At 59.5% G+C, this 15103-nt stretch carries 16 protein-coding genes; all 16 read left to right on the top strand.

What is annotated here, in order from left to right; all coding sequences use genetic code 11:
* Nucleotides 1-34 precede the first annotated feature (34 nt).
* The 16 genes from ACTQXO_RS02125 to agaS all read left to right on the top strand — a co-directional run bounded on the left by ACTQXO_RS02125 (nt 35) and on the right by agaS (nt 15005).
* A complete protein-coding gene (locus ACTQXO_RS02125; protein WP_441545398.1) occupies nt 35-793 on the top strand; it encodes a ComF family protein in 759 nt (252 codons plus the stop codon).
* 604 nt (nt 794-1397) lie between these two features.
* Nucleotides 1398-2390, top strand: a complete 993-nt coding sequence (locus tag ACTQXO_RS02130) for a substrate-binding periplasmic protein (RefSeq protein ID WP_441545413.1) — start codon at nt 1398-1400, stop codon at nt 2388-2390.
* Between the two features lie 317 nt (nt 2391-2707).
* Entirely contained in the window at nt 2708-3292 is a 585-nt protein-coding gene (gene hpf / locus ACTQXO_RS02135) for a ribosome hibernation-promoting factor, HPF/YfiA family (RefSeq protein WP_055285508.1), read from the top strand.
* An 80-nt stretch (nt 3293-3372) separates the two neighbouring features.
* A complete protein-coding gene (locus tag ACTQXO_RS02140; RefSeq protein ID WP_427718953.1) occupies nt 3373-4326 on the top strand; it encodes a DegV family protein in 954 nt (317 codons plus the stop codon).
* Nucleotides 4327-4424: 98 nt separating this feature from the next.
* Nucleotides 4425-5504 carry an NAD(P)-binding domain-containing protein gene (locus tag ACTQXO_RS02145; RefSeq protein ID WP_427718955.1) on the top strand — a complete coding sequence of 360 codons (1080 nt, stop codon included), beginning with the start codon at nt 4425-4427 and terminating at the stop codon, nt 5502-5504.
* Nucleotides 5505-5509: 5 nt separating this feature from the next.
* Nucleotides 5510-5938 carry a hypothetical protein gene (locus ACTQXO_RS02150; RefSeq protein WP_427728604.1) on the top strand — a complete coding sequence of 143 codons (429 nt, stop codon included), beginning with the start codon at nt 5510-5512 and terminating at the stop codon, nt 5936-5938.
* Nucleotides 5939-5953: 15 nt separating this feature from the next.
* On the top strand, nt 5954-6652 hold the full coding sequence (locus ACTQXO_RS02155) for a hypothetical protein (RefSeq protein ID WP_427718960.1): 699 nt from the start codon (nt 5954-5956) through the stop codon (nt 6650-6652).
* Between the two features lie 6 nt (nt 6653-6658).
* The gene (locus tag ACTQXO_RS02160) at nt 6659-7744 is read left to right on the top strand and encodes an isocitrate/isopropylmalate dehydrogenase family protein (RefSeq protein ID WP_441545399.1); all 1086 of its coding nucleotides are present in this window, start codon (nt 6659-6661) and stop codon (nt 7742-7744) included.
* 126 nt (nt 7745-7870) lie between these two features.
* On the top strand, nt 7871-8956 hold the full coding sequence (locus ACTQXO_RS02165; protein ID WP_441545400.1) for a hypothetical protein: 1086 nt from the start codon (nt 7871-7873) through the stop codon (nt 8954-8956).
* Between the two features lie 645 nt (nt 8957-9601).
* Nucleotides 9602-10045, top strand: coding sequence for a PTS fructose transporter subunit IIA (locus tag ACTQXO_RS02170; protein ID WP_117743271.1), 444 nt, complete (start codon nt 9602-9604; stop codon nt 10043-10045).
* Nucleotides 10045-10326, top strand: coding sequence for a preprotein translocase subunit YajC (gene yajC / locus ACTQXO_RS02175; RefSeq protein WP_022094612.1), 282 nt, complete (start codon nt 10045-10047; stop codon nt 10324-10326). Before ACTQXO_RS02170 ends, yajC begins: the two co-directional genes overlap by 1 nt.
* A gap of 36 nt (nt 10327-10362) precedes the next feature.
* Nucleotides 10363-10845 carry a PTS N-acetylgalactosamine transporter subunit IIB gene (gene agaV, locus ACTQXO_RS02180; RefSeq protein WP_154514998.1) on the top strand — a complete coding sequence of 161 codons (483 nt, stop codon included), beginning with the start codon at nt 10363-10365 and terminating at the stop codon, nt 10843-10845.
* Nucleotides 10846-10935: 90 nt separating this feature from the next.
* Nucleotides 10936-11736 (top strand): PTS mannose/fructose/sorbose/N-acetylgalactosamine transporter subunit IIC, encoded by an 801-nt coding sequence (locus ACTQXO_RS02185; protein WP_154514996.1) that lies wholly within the window; start codon nt 10936-10938, stop codon nt 11734-11736.
* Complete coding sequence (locus ACTQXO_RS02190; RefSeq protein ID WP_138374505.1) at nt 11726-12808, top strand: PTS system mannose/fructose/sorbose family transporter subunit IID; 1083 nt, start codon at nt 11726-11728, stop codon at nt 12806-12808. The genes ACTQXO_RS02185 and ACTQXO_RS02190 overlap by 11 nt, the downstream gene beginning before the upstream one ends.
* A gap of 184 nt (nt 12809-12992) precedes the next feature.
* Complete coding sequence (locus ACTQXO_RS02195) at nt 12993-13724, top strand: GntR family transcriptional regulator (protein ID WP_154514994.1); 732 nt, start codon at nt 12993-12995, stop codon at nt 13722-13724.
* 114 nt (nt 13725-13838) lie between these two features.
* Nucleotides 13839-15005 carry an SIS domain-containing protein gene (agaS, locus tag ACTQXO_RS02200; RefSeq protein WP_441048695.1) on the top strand — a complete coding sequence of 389 codons (1167 nt, stop codon included), beginning with the start codon at nt 13839-13841 and terminating at the stop codon, nt 15003-15005.
* Nucleotides 15006-15103 lie beyond the last annotated feature (98 nt).

Here is a 15103-nt window from a genome sequence, read left to right on the forward strand (position 1 = left end):
GAATGGTTTGAGCCGCTTGCGGAGTGCCGGCATCTTGCCGTTTGCGGATGAATTGCTACCGTTTGCCGAGCGCGCGGCGCATGAGGCACTCGAGGTTCTTTCGCCCACGCGATGCGCCGGTTGCGAGCGTGCCGGTGCGCTTATTTGTCGGGAGTGCCTGGCGTCGCTCACGCTTGTCGATCCGCGCCACAGCTGCACGAGGTGCGGCGCTCCGTTTGGAGACCTGCTGTGTACCGAGTGCTCGGTCGAGGGTGCGTCTTCGGCGGTGGCTAAGGCCCTCGATCGCTGCCTGGCGTGCGCTGTCTATGCACATCCGTTGCCGCGCATCATCAAGGCATACAAGGATGCGGGCGAGCGCCGTCTGGCACCGTATCTGGCAGAGCTGCTCTACGACACCGCCTTGCATGCCCAGGCAGCAGCCCCCGACCGTTACGGCGGCGTGCTGTCCGGTGCCGACGCGGTGGTATTTGTGCCCGCGACTGCGGCGGCGTTTCGGCGGCGTGGTTTTGATCACATGGAAGCAATCGCGCGCTCGTTTTGCGATCTTTCGGGCGTGCCATTGCTGGACGCCTTGGTCAAATACGGTCATGGCGACCAGCGCGAACTCGGTCGCGCCGAGCGCCGGGAACATGCCCGGGACATGTACGAGACGGTCGAGGATGTATGTGGCTGTCGTCTGCTGCTCATCGACGATGTCATTACCACGGGCGCAACAATGGCAGCGGCCTCGGCGGAGCTTAAGCGCGCCGGCGCCAAAGCCGTCGATGGCCTCGCTATCGCACGCGTTTGGTAGGGGCGGTTTTGTGGCAGTGAAGATTGCGCGGCGCGTCGAGCCGGCAGGCGAGCAACTGGCAGCCTCTGTGATCCTTACCGGCGCCTCGGCGCTACGCATGATGCGCGCCGAGCGCCGGCATATGGGTCACATCAGTTGGAGGGACTTCCATCCCGATAAAGAGCGCCGTGTGCTGCCCGCCTCGACCTGCGAAATCTGTACTCGCGGTGCGAATGACGACCTAACCTTAAACTTTAGCTTGAACTTAGCTATAATGCGCTACGTTCCCGCCAGGCTGTGGTTGCGGACGGGCAATGCGCCCATCCAAGTCCAAGACAGACGCGGTCAAAGGGATCCACGTAAGCGACCGCGTGCGCGCGGCGCGATCATGGCGCGTCCTAGATGTAAGCCGCACCGTCCGTTCTACTTTCTTTGGGGCAATACCGCCTCGCGGGCGAGCGGGCCAGTCGTGAAGGTGGCTGCGGCCTCCCGAGCAAACGCCCCGGTGCGCAAGTGTGGGGTCAAATACCAGGTCAGCTGGTGGGAACAACCCGATATTCCGTGCAGGGCACGGATCGTATACGACACAGAAGGCAGGGTAGCGGACATGGTGAGGGGCAGCTTGATGCATGCAGCTCGGTTGGGTGCTGGGACCGCGGCGGTCATTGCCGTTTTGGGCCTGAGTGGATGCGCGTTCAATCCACTGTCCACGTTCACGACGCCCACGATCGACCAGATCGAGCGCGAGACCGTTACCCCCACGGTATCGGACGATGCCCTGGTCACGCCGGGAACCCTGACGGTCGCCCTCGATACTTCCGATGCCCCGCAAGCCATGCAGGATGCCGACGGAAACCTCACGGGCTATGCGGTCGATGCCGCTCGTGCCCTCGCATGCCGCATGGGTCTCAAGGTCGCTTTTGTCGATGCATCCTCGGCCGATTCCGCGCTCAGCGATAAAAAGGCCGATATCTTCATTGGCGACGTCAGCTCTACGGACGGCGATATCAGCTCGCTTGGCACCTGTCTGTACGACGCCCCCGCCGTATTCGGCAAGAGCAGTGACGGCGAGTCGCCGAGCGTTTCCACCGAAACCCTTAACACCGCTACCCTGGGCGTTCAGACCTTCTCGGCCTCGCAGGAAGCGCTCGCCAAGCAGGGCATCACGGCCAACCAAAAGACCTTCTCCAACATCAACGAGTGCTTCGAGGCACTCGAGTCGGGCGAGGTCGATTACGTGATCTGTGATTCCACGGCCGGTGGTTACCTCGCGCGCCTGATGAGCCAGATCTCCTGTGTCGGCACGCTCGAGACGCCCTCCACGCTTGGCGTCGCAGGCCTTAGCTCTAACGATGAGCTGTGCCGTGCCGTGGGCGATGCCCTCGACGACATCACGGTCGACGGCACGCTCGAGGCGGTCCACTGCGTCTGGTACGGCCAAATGCCCTATGACCTTACCGCCAAGACTGTTTCGGGGGCCAATGTGCAGGCATCCGAATCCACGTCCAACGAGACCGAGTCCTCCGATGGCGACACCTCCGATAACAACGGCGACAGCCCCTCGTCTAGCCAGGAGGGCGCCATCACCGACGATGACATCAACAAGCTCAATAGCTAGTTATTGGTAGGGGTGGCGCCTGCCATACATTGAACAAGGCGCTTCTTCACGGTTTCAACACGCATGGCCGGGTCTCCCCCATAGGGGAGCCCGGCTTTTCAATTTTGATAAAACCAGCAGCTCAAGGGCAATTTCCAGGAGAAAAACCAACTCCGCCGACGCCCTCATATAGCGCACTTTGCCGCGGAAAAGTGCGAGACTTCGGTATGCGGTATCAAGCAGTCGTTATTCGGGCCTTTGGGAATTCGGGTGATTAAATGCACGGCAATGGGTACATAGCCAGTACAGTAAGTCCCCGAGGCAGATTGGAGCCACGTATGGATATCAAGGTTTCTGGACGCAAGACGACGGTAACCGATGCTCTGCGTGCGCATGTGGACGAGAAGATCGGCGAGGCGCTCAAGGTTTTCGATATCGAGCCCATGACAGTCGACGTCGTGCTTCGTTATGAGAAGAACCCCTCGAACCCCAACCCGGCAATCGTCGAGGTCACGGTTCGTGCCCGCGGCTCTGTGATTCGCGTCGCCGAGCACGGCGCAGATATGTATGCCGCCATCGATCTCTCCGCCGATAAGGTCACCCGCCAGCTGCGCAAGTTCAAGACCAAGGTTGTGGACAACCGCCAGGGCGGTGCCAGCGCCGCGGATGTCGCACCGGTCGAGCGCGTCGAGGATCTGGCCGACCTGCTGCTGCCCGAGGAGGACGACGACCTGCTCGTCCGCGAGAAGGTCATCGATGTCACCCCGATGACTGAGGAGCAGGCGCTGGTGCAGACCGATCTGCTCGGCCACGACTTCTACGTGTTCGAGAACGCGACGACTGGCCTCATCAATGTGGTGTATCACCGTAAGAATGGTGGATATGGCATCATCAAGCCCCGCATCGAAACACTTGACGAGTAAAATACGTTAACTTGCATGAGTTAACGGTTGGCGGCCATCCCATGCGGGTGGCCGCCTTTTTTACGTAAGGAGTCGCTTTGATGGACAAGGCCGCATCCGCCGGTCATTCGGACCGTTGCCGTATCGTCGTCGATACCTGCTGCGACTTTAACCCCGAGGTCGCCGCGAACCTCGATGTCGATATCTTGGGCTTCCCTTTCATTATCGATGGCGAGGAGCGCACGGACGACATCTGGTCGAGCATGAGCCCTAAGGAGTTCTACGACCGCATGCGCGCCGGTGCCCGCGTGTCCACCTCGGCTGTGTCGCTCGGTCGCTATATCGAGTTCTTTACCGAGTGCGCCAAAGAGGGCACGCCCACGGTTTACCTGTGCTTTACCTCGGCGCTGTCGTCGAGCTACAACTCCGCGTGCCAGGCGGCAGATGCCGTGCGCGCCGAGTATCCCAACTTTGAGCTCTACGTGGTCGACAACGCTCTGCCCTGCGCGACCGGCGAGCTCCTGGCGCTTGAGGCCGTGCGCCAGCGTTCGGCGGGACTGACTGCCAAGCAGCTGGTCGATTGGGCAAACGAGGCCAAGACCTACGTGCACGGCTACTTTACGCTCGAGAGCTTCGATGCGCTGGCTGCCGGCGGCCGCATTCCGCCCGCGGCGGCGCAGCTCACGGCAAAGCTCGACGTCAAGCCCGAGCTCTCCTACGACCTTGCCGGCTCGCTGTCGCTGATCGGCGTCAACCGCGGCCGCAAGAAGGCGCTCAAGTCCATCCTCAAGTCGTTCCGCGAGAACTACGTGCCCGATCGCACCATGCCCATCGCCATCATGACGGCCGATGCCGAAAAGGACGGTGACTGGCTCGAAGCCGCCATCCGCAAGGAGGAGGGCTGCGCCGACGTCACGATCATTCGCAGCTCCGTGGGCCCCACCATCGGCTCGCACGTGGGCCCCGGCATGGTGGCCTGCGCGTTTTGGGGCAAGAACCGCACCGACAAGGCGTCGCTTTCCGACCGCATCGCCCGCCGCGTGCGCGGCCAGTAGGCAAGCGCTGCGTCCGTAATCGCCCTCGACTCACAGCTCAAACGCTGGCAACGAGTATTCAACCTGGTAATAACACCCAAGCCAAAAGGAAAGGTTTCATGGCAAACAAGCTCTCTGTCGCATTTATCGGCACCGGAATCATGGGTGCCCCTATCGCCGGCCACATTCTGGACGCTGGCTATCCCGTCACGGTCAACAACCGCACCAAGTCCAAGGCTGCAGCGCTTGTTGAGCGCGGTGCCGTCTGGGCCGATACGCCGGCAGATGCCGCGGCGAATGCCGACGTCGTCTTTACCATGGTGGGCTATCCCTCCGAGGTCGAGGAGCTCTACCTGGCGGGCGACGGTCTGCTCGCGTGCACTAAGCCCGGTGCGGTCCTAATCGACCTCACCACGAGCTCGCCCGAGCTGGCGCGCGACATTGCCGAGGCCGCCCAGGTTTCCGGCCGCATGGCGTTTGACTGCCCCGTCACCGGCGGCGAGTCGGGTGCTATCGCCGGCACGCTTACGGCTATCGTGGGCGCTACCGAGAACGACATTGCCCCGGTCCGCGATATCCTTTCCACCTTTGCGGCAACCATCTGCTGCTTCGATGGCGCCGGCAAGGGCCAGGCTGCCAAGCTCGCCAACCAGGTGTCGCTGGGCGCCTGCATGGTCGGCATGGCCGATGCGCTGGCGTTTGCCGAGCTGAGCGGCCTTGATATGGAGAAGACCCGTCAGATGATCCTGGGCGGCACCGGCAAGTCCGGTGCCATGGAGAGCCTGGCGCCCAAGGCGCTCGACGGCGACTACAAGCCCGGTTTTATGGTGGAGCACTTCATCAAGGACCTTCGCTTGGCGCTCGCCTATGCCGACGACCGCGAGCTTGCGCTGCCCGGCGCCGACGTGGCCTTTACGCTCTATGACATGCTCGACGCCATCGGTGGTGCCAAGCTGGGTACCCAGGCCATCAATGTCCTCTATAAGGAGGAGGCCGACGCCATTGCCGCCGGTCTGGACTGGTCGCAGTATCGTCCCGAGGAGCATGGTGCTCACGAGGAAGGCTGTGGTTGCGGCGAGCATGGCGACGACCACGAGTGCGGTTGTGGCCACCACCATGGCGAGGACCACGAGTGCTGCGGCGGCCACGGCCATGACGACGGCCACGAGTGCTGCTGCGGCCACCATCACGAGGAGTAGCGCCCATGAGCTGGACGTTCGTGGTGCTTGCACTAGTGCTCTTTCTCTTTGCGATCTACATTGGCTTTTTGTGCGGCCAGTGGGCGTGCGAAAAGCGCGTCGTCACCAAGCGCGACTACTGGATTGCCAACTTTGCAGGAGCGGCGGCAGTCGTCCTGCTGACCTGGGTGTTCTCGCTGTTCCCACTGGTGCAGTTTGCGCCGATCGGCTGGCTTGGCGGCTTTATCGCCGGCCTTAAGATGAGCTTTGGCGAGTCCGTTGGTCCGTGGCGCAAGCACGATGAGGTCTTTAACGTCAACCAGGCTCATCGCGCCGCCGCCGACGCAGGAGACGCCGAGGAGCGCCGCCGCGCGCGTCGCAATGGCGCGGCTGACCGACAGCTCATCTCGGTCACCGATGACAGCAAGGGTGCTGGCAGGCACACTAAGAAATAGTAAGAAGAGGTAACTATGGCAGAAAACAAAGACGAACAGCTCACCGACGAGGAGCTGGCACAGCTTCAGCTGGCAGAGGAGAACGAGAACACCGTCGACCGCTTGGTCCAGGAGCTCGGCTGCCCCACGCGCCGTATCCGCCAGTTTGCCGCCCGCGTGCTGCACCTGCTTGCCGAGCGCGACCCGCAGCGCGTCGTGCCCTGCGTGCCCGCGCTGATCGAGGCGCTCGACCGGCCCGAGGCTCAGACTCGCTGGGAGGCCCTCGATGCCCTGGCGGCGCTCGCCACCACCTGCCCCGACCAGCTGGGTGATGCCTTTGAGGGCGCCGAGACCGCACTGTTTGACGAGATTTCCTCCACGCTGCGCTATGCCGCCTTCCGCCTGCTGTGCGTATGGGGTGCCACGAGCGTCGAGCGTTCGCGCGAGGCTTGGCCCATCCTGGACGAGGCCATCCAGTGCTACCACGGTGACCTCGAGTATCGCGATATGCTCGGCTGCCTGTACGAGTTTGGCAAAGGCGAGATCGATGCCGAGATCGCCGAGAAGCTTGCGCTGCGCCTTAAGTTCGATGCCGAGAACGGCAAGGGCAGCTATCTCAAGGCCCGTTCGAGCGAGATTTGCGAAATGCTTGTTAAACGTTTTGGCCTGGATCTCTCCAAAAAGAAGAAGCGTGCTAGCGTTAAAAAATCTGACGACGCCGAAGACGAGGAGTAACAGATTATGGCGCACGATGTAGTCCTGATTCCCGGTGACGGGATCGGTCCCGAGATTACGCAGGCCATGTGCCGCGTGGTCGAGGCCGCCGGTGTCCAGATCAATTGGAACGTCCAGGAGGCCGGTGCCGGCGTCATGGACGAGTTTGGCACGCCGCTGCCCCAGCATGTACTCGATGCCGTCGCCCAGACCAAAGTTGCCATCAAGGGCCCCATCACCACGCCGGTCGGTACGGGGTTCCGCAGCGTCAACGTTGCCCTGCGTAAGTACTTCGACCTGTACGCCTGCGTGCGCCCCTGCCTGTCGCAACCGGGCGATGGCTCGCGCTTCCGCGATGTCGACCTGGTTATCGTGCGCGAGAACACCGAGGACCTCTACGCTGGTATTGAGTTCGACGAAGGCGCTGCCGAGGTCGAGGAGCTTTCACAGCTTGTCGAGCGCTCGGGTCAGAAAACCTTCGCCGCGGATTCCGCCATCTCGATCAAGCCCATCTCCATCGCCAAGAGCCGCCGTATTGTGGAGTACGCCTTTGAGTATGCTCGCCGCTGCGGCCGCAAAAAGGTGACGGCCGTGCATAAGGCCAACATCATGAAGGCGACTGACGGCCTCTTCCTGCGCGTGGCTCGCGAGGTGGCTGCCAACTATCCCGATATCGAGTTCAACGACAAGATCGTCGACGCCACCTGCATGGGTCTGGTTCAGAACCCCAACGACTTCGATGTTCTGGTCCTGCCCAATTTGTATGGCGATATCGTCAGCGACTTGTGCGCCGGTCTTGTAGGTGGCCTTGGCATGGCCCCCGGCTCCAATATCGGAGCCGACTGTGCCATCTTTGAGGCCACGCACGGCTCCGCGCCCGATATCGCTGGCCAGGATATCGCTAACCCCACGGCCGAGATTCTGTCTGCCGCCATGATGCTCGATCATCTGGGCGAGAATGAAGCTGCCAATCGCATTCGCGCCGCCGTATCTGCCACGCTCGACGAGGGCGAGCAGGTTACCGGTGACGTGCGTCGTGCCCAGACCGGCTCCATTGAGGGCGCCGTGGGCACGCAGGCCTTTGCCGATGCCGTTATCGCGCATCTTGCCTAAGGGGATACGGCTTCAAACGCCTAAGCGGTACTTATACGTTTGCGGATAACCTGAGAATGAATACGCCCGGCGCTCTGTCGGGCGTATTCTATTGAGGACTATGTTTCTTAACAAGGAGTAACTGATATGGGTCTGATTCAAAAGAAGGACGAAAAGGACGAGATCGACGGCATCCAGATCATCGAGCGCGGCAAAGGCCCCGACGGTGACGAGGACGAGAAGATCGATCTGGTCGCAGGTACGTCTGCCGAGCACATTGCTGCCGGCACGACCGCCGAGGAGGAGGACGCCCGCCTGGAGGCTCAGATTGCCGCGGATGCCGCCGACGAGAACCTCATGCCTGAGGAGCAGGACGAGGACGATGACTCCGACGTGGACGACAGCGCATCCAAGCACAAGAAGACGATGATTGCCGCCTTTGTGGTCGCCATCGTGATCGCTGCTGTGGTCGGCTTCTTTATCGGCAACGGTGGTTTTGGCGGCAAGGGCGTCGGCTCGGCGACCCTCACCGAGGACCAGCTCGATTCGACCGTGGCAAGCTACAGCTACAACGGCAAGAAGAGCGACATCACCGCGCGCGAGGCCATCGAGAGCCAGTACAGCCTTGATACCGTCAAGGATAGCGATGGCAACTACACCGCTCCCTCTGCCGACGTTATCCTGTCCTACGTGCGCAACCAGATTCTGCTGGACGCCGCCGAGGATGAGGGCATCACCGTCTCTTCTAAGGAGATGAAGAAGTACGCCGAGGATTCTATCGGCACTTCGGACTACAAGACCATGGCCACGCAGTATGGCGTGTCCAAGGACCAGGCCAAGCAGATCGTCCGCCAGTCCGCAACGCTGCAGAAGCTCTACAAGAAGAAGGTGGGCGATAGCTCCGCAAGCATGCCGATCGCTCCGACCGAGCCTTCTGACGGCAACGAGGACACCGCGAGCAAGGACTACGCCGATTACATCATCAACCTTGCCGGTGACGAGTGGGATAGCAAGAAGGGCAGCTGGAAGGACGCCGATAGCACCTACGCTAAGGCTTTTGCCGACGATGCCTTTACGGCCGATAGCGCTACCTATAAGCAGGCCATGACCGCCTATTACACCGCCTACCAGCAGTACTCTTCGCAGGCTTCGAGCGCCAGCTCCAAGTGGACCGAGTACGCCAACGGCCTCTACGCCAAGGCCAATATCAGCATCTACGGCCTGTTTGCGTAAAGATTACCTGAGCCTTCGAGTACGAAGCCGAAATATCTGATGAAGCCCCCTAGAACGGACATCGTCTAGGGGGCTTTTTGCGTTGGAGGGCTATCTATTGAGACGGAAAGGGCAGATTGAATGATCACGCACGTGCTTCATCGGGTCTCCCTAATTCATCTGGGAAAACAACTGCAAACGATTGCAAGTAACCGGCGAACGGTCGAAAACGACCGTTCGCCGATAATCTCAAAACTGGTTCAGACTGGTATTAAGTCAAAAAGACCAATTCACATATCTTCACAATGACCTGCAATTTTTCTACACGCTATTTTTAGCCGCCCTGCGTTGTTTAGACACGGAATAAGATCCGATCTTTTGCCAAAGCATTTCGAAACGGTTTCAAAACCGCAGGTAGATGTGTTAACGACCGGTAAACGGTCGAAATATCACCGTGAGCGGTGCAAAAACGTTTTACTGTATGAATCAACGAAAGCGACCTCTTCTGGGGTGATATAGTGACAACAACACGTCACGTGGTTACTACCAGTTGAGAAACCACTGGTCTTCAAAGAACGCTTTCCAAGAAGCTTTAAGGGCGAGCGCCCGCTGGCTTCCGAAAATCATCGGACTCAGATCGTACACACCTTCGGAAGGGAAATTTGAATGGTTGGCTTTATTCTTACCGGTCATGGACAGTTCGCACCCGGTCTCGCAAGCGCTATCGCTATGGTTGCCGGTGACCAGCCCGCTTTTACCGTCGTTCCTTTCGAGGGCGACCAGGCTGCTTCCTACGGTGAGGATCTCCGCGCCGCTATTACCGCCATGCGCGAGGAGTGCGATGGCGTGCTCGTCTTTACCGACCTGCTTGGCGGCACCCCGTTTAACCAGTCGATGATGATTGCCCAGGATGTCGACAACGTCGAGGTTCTGACCGGCACTAACCTCCCCATGGTTATTGAGCTTCTGTTCCTCCGCGGCAATGCCACGCTCGCCGAGCTTGGCGAGCAGGCAGTGACCGTTGGCCAGACGGGCATCACCGCCCAGACGGTCGCATCCGTTGCCGGCTCCGACGAAGAGGATATCTTCGGCGACGAGGACGGCATCTAATGGCCGATTTCGGAGCCAACGTCCTGAGCTCCTCGGTCGCCCTTTTAGGCCTGCTTGTCATCATGGGCTTGATTTACACCATCTGGTCGCAAATCAACATGAAGAAGAAGCAGAAGTACTTCAAGGAGCTGCACACCGAGCTCAAGCCGGGTCAGGAGGTTCTTTTCGCCGGCGGTATCTACGGAACCGTCAAGGGCATCGAAGGCGAGAAGGTCCAGATCAAAGTCCGATCCGGAGCCGTCGTAGATGTTTCGCGTTACGCGATTCAGGAGATCAAGTAACTGTCGTCAGCAAATAGCGAAAGGAAGCTGATCAACATGGCAGAACCCAACATTCTTCTTACCCGCATCGATAACCGACTGATTCATGGTCAGGTTGCCACCCAGTGGAACTCCACTCTGGGCTCCAACCTCATCCTCGTCGCCAACGACGACGTGTCAACCAATACCATGCGCCAGAACCTCATGAAGATGGCCGCTCCCGCCGGCGTCGCTACGCGTTTCTTCTCCCTGCAGAAGACCATCGACGTCATCGGCAAGGCGAGCCCGCGCCAGAAGATCTTCATCGTGGCCGAAACACCGGAAGACGTGCTTACGCTCGTCAAGGGCGGTGTGCCTATAAAGAAGGTAAACATCGGCAACATGCACATGTCGGAAGGAAAGCGCCAAGTCGCCACCTCCGTCGCAGTTAACGACGAGGATGTCGCTGCGTTTAAAGAGCTGCAGGAATTGGGGGTGGAGCTGGAGATCAGGCGCGTTCCGAGCACGCCTGTTGAGGACACGAGCAAGCTCTTCTCGTAATCCTCGTGATCCACATTGTCAGGAGTGAAACCCTGACGTTCTGTACGTGATATCAAAAGTGCGTACATGCATTTTGAAAGGAGGAGCAAGATGGAATACTCGATCATCCAGGTCGCTCTGGTCTTCATCGTCACGTTCGTCGCGGCAATCGACCAGTTCAACTTCCTCGAGTCTCTCTATCAGCCCATCGTCACCGGCGCCGTCATCGGTCTTATCCTTGGCGACCTCAACACCGGTCTTCTCGTGGGTGGTACCTATCAGCTCATGACGATCGGCAACATGCCGATCGGAGGCGCTCAGCCGCCTAACGCCGTCATCGGCGGCATCATGGCAGCCATTCTCGCAATCGCCACGGGCCTCGAGCCTAACGCGGCAGTCGGCCTTGCCATTCCGTTCGCTCTGCTTGGTCAGCTCGGCGTTACCTTGGTCTTCACGCTCATGTCGCCGCTCATGTCCTCCGCGGACAACATGGCTCACAACGCTGACACCAAGGGTATCGAGCGTCTGAACTACTTCGCCATGGCTCTGCTCGGCCTGATCTTCGCTATCGTCGTCACCCTGTTCTTCATCGCTGGCGCTACCATCGGTCAGACCATCGCTTCCGCCATCCCGGCTTGGCTGCAGACCGGTCTCTCCGCTGCAGGCGGCATGATGCGCTTCGTCGGCTTCGCCGTCCTGCTCAAGGTTATGATGAACCGCGATATGTGGGGCTTCTTCCTCATGGGCTTTGGCCTCGCGATCATCACCGTTGCCAACGATTCTCTGGCAACTCCTGCCCTGCTCATCCTCGCTCTCATCGGCTTCGGCATCGCTTTCTGGGACTTCCAGCAGCAGACCGAGCTGAAGGGTGCAGCTGTTTCTGACGGAGGTGACTTCGAAGATGGCATCTAATGAGTATGTGATCCCGGAGCACTACGAGGATCTCACTCCTGCTCCGCAGCTCGACCAGAAGACCCTCAACAAGATGGCTTGGCGCTCCTGCTTCCTGCAGGCCTCGTTCAACTACGAGCGTATGCAGGCCGCTGGCTGGCTCTACTCCATCATCCCCGGTCTGGAGAAGATCCACACCAACAAGAACGACCTCGCGGCTTCCATGAGCCACAACCTGGAGTTCTTCAACACTCACCCGTTCCTCGTCACCTTTGTTATGGGCATCGTGCTTTCGCTCGAGCAGAACAAGGTTGACATCCCCACGATTCGCGCCGTCCGCGTCGCCGCAATGGGCCCGCTCGGTGGTATCGGTGACGCCCTGTTCTGGCTGACGCTCGTGCCTATCACGGCTGGCATCACCTCCAACATGGCCATCAACGGCAACGCCGCTGCGCCGATCATCTTCCTGGTGATCTTCAACGCCGTCCAGTTCGCACTGCGCTTCTGGCTCATGAACTGGTCCTACAAGCTTGGCACCAGCGCTATTGACGCTCTGACCGCCAACATGCAGGCCTTCACGCGCGCCGCTTCCATCATGGGCGTCTTCGTCGTCGGTTGCCTGGTCGTCACCATGGGTGGCACCCAGATCAACCTCCAGATTCCCAACGGCACCACCCGTGGCCTCTCCGCTACTACCGTGATCGTCTCCGAGAAGGAGGCCGAGAACTTCACCGGTATGGAGGGCATCGATACCGAGACCGCTGAGGCCGGTACCATCGCCATGACCGATAAGGACGGCAACGCCCTCACCGCTTCCGATGCCGACGGCAACGCTGTCGAGTGCGGCGTCACCGATCTGGGCAACGGCATGGAGTCCGTGACCTACGGCACCGTTACCGAGGATCCGGTCAACTTCTCTGTTGCCGACACCCTCAACACCATCGTCCCGAAGCTCGTCCCGCTTATGCTTACGCTGCTGCTTTACTACATGTTCGCTAAGCACAGCTGGACCCCGACCAAGGGCATTCTGCTGCTCTTCGTCCTGGGCATCCTGGGCGCTGGCCCGCTTGGTCTCTGGCCGAGCATCTGGTAAGGCTCTAGCTTGAGGGGTGTGTCCCTACGCGGCTCACACCCCGACCCCTTAAGCCATGTGTATGTTAAAAGCCGCGTGCTCGAAAGAGCGCGCGGCTTTTGTTTTCTTGATGATTCGGATGTGGCAGACAGATAATGTTAACCACCCAAGGTAGTAGCCGAGTTTGAGAAAATGGGAGGATAGGATGGCGATCGGGGCGCGTAAGCAACCGCTGTACGATCAGCTGGTCGATATTCTGACCGAAAAGATTGACCATGAATATCGTGCCGGTGACATGATTCCTTCCGAGCGCGAACTTTCGGAGCGCTATGGTCTCTCGCGCACCACGGTACGCCTGGCTCTGCAGGAACTGGAGCGTTTAGGACTGGTGGTTCGGCAGCACGGTCGCGGTACCTTTGTGACCGACCGTTCGGCAAAGGCAACCAATCTTATGCAGTCCTACAGCTTTACCGAACAGATGCGCGCGATGGGTCGTGACCCCGAGACCACGATTCTCGAGTTTTGCGAGATGGAGGCCGATAAGAATCTAGCCGAGCATATGGGATTGCATATCGGTGATCGCGTTTTTAAGCTCAAGCGCCTTCGTTCTGCCGACAACATGCCCATGATGGTCGAACGCAGCTATCTGCCGGTTCGTCAATTTCTGTCCCTAAAGCGACCACTGCTGGAGAGTAAGCCGCTTTACGATGTGATTGAGCAGGACTTTCAGCAAAAGATTCGCGTGGCCGAAGAGGAGTTCTATGCGAGCATAGCCCGTCCCACCGATGCCCACCTTTTGGCAATTGTCGAGGGGTCGCCTGTGCTCGATTTGGTCAGGACTACGTATAACGAGTCAAACGAGGTTGTGGAGTATACGCTCTCGGTTGCTCGTGCCGATCAGTTTAAATACAAGGTTTACCACCAGCGTAGCAACTAGTGTTCGCATCGTTTCCATATGGTGATTCCTTGCATTTAACTGGTTACTACCAGATAACCAACCGAAGTGTATAATTGCACGTCAGAGGATTACTTCTAGAGAGAGGTATTAGAAATGTTCGAGAAGAGTGTCGAGGAGCTCACCGAGCTCGGCGCCCAGATCACCACGGCCGAGATTGCTCAGCAGCCCGAGCTTTGGCGTGATACGCTCAACATCTATCGTGAGAACAAGGAGGCCATCGAGGCCTTTCTGGCCGAGGCTCGCGCTATGGGCGAGGGCCGTCTGTCCGTTGTCTTCACCGGTGCCGGTACGTCTGACTACGTTGGCGATACCTGCGCCCCGTACCTGCGTCACGCTGGCAACACTGATCTCTACGACTTTAAGCCCATTGCCACGACCGACATCGTGAGCGCCCCGCGCGACTTCCTGCGTGCCGAGGATCCCACGCTCGTGGTTTCCTTTGCCCGCTCTGGCAACAGCCCCGAGAGCCTTGCCGCCGTTGCCGTTGCCAAGGAGCTTGTCCACAACGTCAAATTCCTCAACATCACCTGCGCTCCCGAGGGCAAGCTCGCCGTCGAGTCTGCCGATGATCCCAACGCGCTGACGCTGCTCATTCCGCGCGCCAACGACAAGGGCTTCGCCATGACCGGTTCTTATTCCTGCATGACCCTGCTCGCCACCCTTATTTTCGACACGGCCTCTGACGAGCAGAAGGCCGAGTGGGTCGAGACCATCGCCAAGATGGGCGAGGAGGTCATCTCCCGTGAGCCCGAGATCGCCGATTACCTCGCTGGAGACTTCAACCGCGTGACCTACTTGGGTTCTGGCTCCTTCGGTGGCCTTGCCCAGGAGAGCCAGCTCAAGATCCTCGAGCTCGCTCACGGCCTGGTTGCCACTTCTTACGACACTTCCATGGGCTATCGTCACGGACCCAAGTCCTTCGTCGACGACAAGACCCTCGTGTTCGTGTTCGTCAACAACGACGCCTACACCCGTCAGTACGATATCGACATCCTCAATGAGATCGGTGGCGACGATATTGCTCAGCACACCGTTGCCGTTCAGCAGGATGGCGCTACTGTCTACGAGGGTGAGTCCTTCACCTTTAAGGGCTACGAGGCACTTCCCGAGGGCTACCTTGCTCTGCCGTTCGTGATGTTTGCCCAGGCTATCAGCCTGCTTAACTCCGTGCGCGTGGGCAACACGCCCGACACGCCGAGCCCCACCGGCACGGTCAACCGCGTGGTCAAGGGCGTGACGATTCACCCCTTCACCGCTTAATCGCGTCCCCCTGTAAGGGCGCCCGTCCGCTCATAACGGCGGGCGGGCGCTTTTTGTTTTACGTGAGCTGGGTATAAACATCACCACAGTCAACTGCT

The organism is Collinsella sp. LCP19S3_D5 (assembly GCF_052121415.1).
In the GTDB taxonomy this organism is placed as follows: domain Bacteria; phylum Actinomycetota; class Coriobacteriia; order Coriobacteriales; family Coriobacteriaceae; genus Collinsella.

Bases quoted from the DNA above. Each gene is read 5' to 3' on its own strand.
- ACTQXO_RS02190 (WP_138374505.1), top strand. From the start codon at position 11,726: ATGGCATCTAATGAGTATGTGATCCCGGAGCACTACGAGGATCTCACT.
- ACTQXO_RS02160 (WP_441545399.1), top strand. From the start codon at position 6,659: ATGGCGCACGATGTAGTCCTGATTCCCGGTGACGGGATCGGTCCCGAG.
- ACTQXO_RS02150 (WP_427728604.1), top strand. From the start codon at position 5,510: ATGAGCTGGACGTTCGTGGTGCTTGCACTAGTGCTCTTTCTCTTTGCG.
- ACTQXO_RS02195 (WP_154514994.1), top strand. From the start codon at position 12,993: ATGGCGATCGGGGCGCGTAAGCAACCGCTGTACGATCAGCTGGTCGAT.
- ACTQXO_RS02155 (WP_427718960.1), top strand. From the start codon at position 5,954: ATGGCAGAAAACAAAGACGAACAGCTCACCGACGAGGAGCTGGCACAG.
- yajC (WP_022094612.1), top strand. From the start codon at position 10,045: ATGGCCGATTTCGGAGCCAACGTCCTGAGCTCCTCGGTCGCCCTTTTA.
- ACTQXO_RS02145 (WP_427718955.1), top strand. From the start codon at position 4,425: ATGGCAAACAAGCTCTCTGTCGCATTTATCGGCACCGGAATCATGGGT.
- agaS (WP_441048695.1), top strand. From the start codon at position 13,839: ATGTTCGAGAAGAGTGTCGAGGAGCTCACCGAGCTCGGCGCCCAGATC.
- ACTQXO_RS02165 (WP_441545400.1), top strand. From the start codon at position 7,871: ATGGGTCTGATTCAAAAGAAGGACGAAAAGGACGAGATCGACGGCATC.
- ACTQXO_RS02170 (WP_117743271.1), top strand. From the start codon at position 9,602: ATGGTTGGCTTTATTCTTACCGGTCATGGACAGTTCGCACCCGGTCTC.
- hpf (WP_055285508.1), top strand. From the start codon at position 2,708: ATGGATATCAAGGTTTCTGGACGCAAGACGACGGTAACCGATGCTCTG.
- ACTQXO_RS02130 (WP_441545413.1), top strand. From the start codon at position 1,398: ATGCATGCAGCTCGGTTGGGTGCTGGGACCGCGGCGGTCATTGCCGTT.
- ACTQXO_RS02185 (WP_154514996.1), top strand. From the start codon at position 10,936: ATGGAATACTCGATCATCCAGGTCGCTCTGGTCTTCATCGTCACGTTC.
- agaV (WP_154514998.1), top strand. From the start codon at position 10,363: ATGGCAGAACCCAACATTCTTCTTACCCGCATCGATAACCGACTGATT.
- ACTQXO_RS02140 (WP_427718953.1), top strand. From the start codon at position 3,373: ATGGACAAGGCCGCATCCGCCGGTCATTCGGACCGTTGCCGTATCGTC.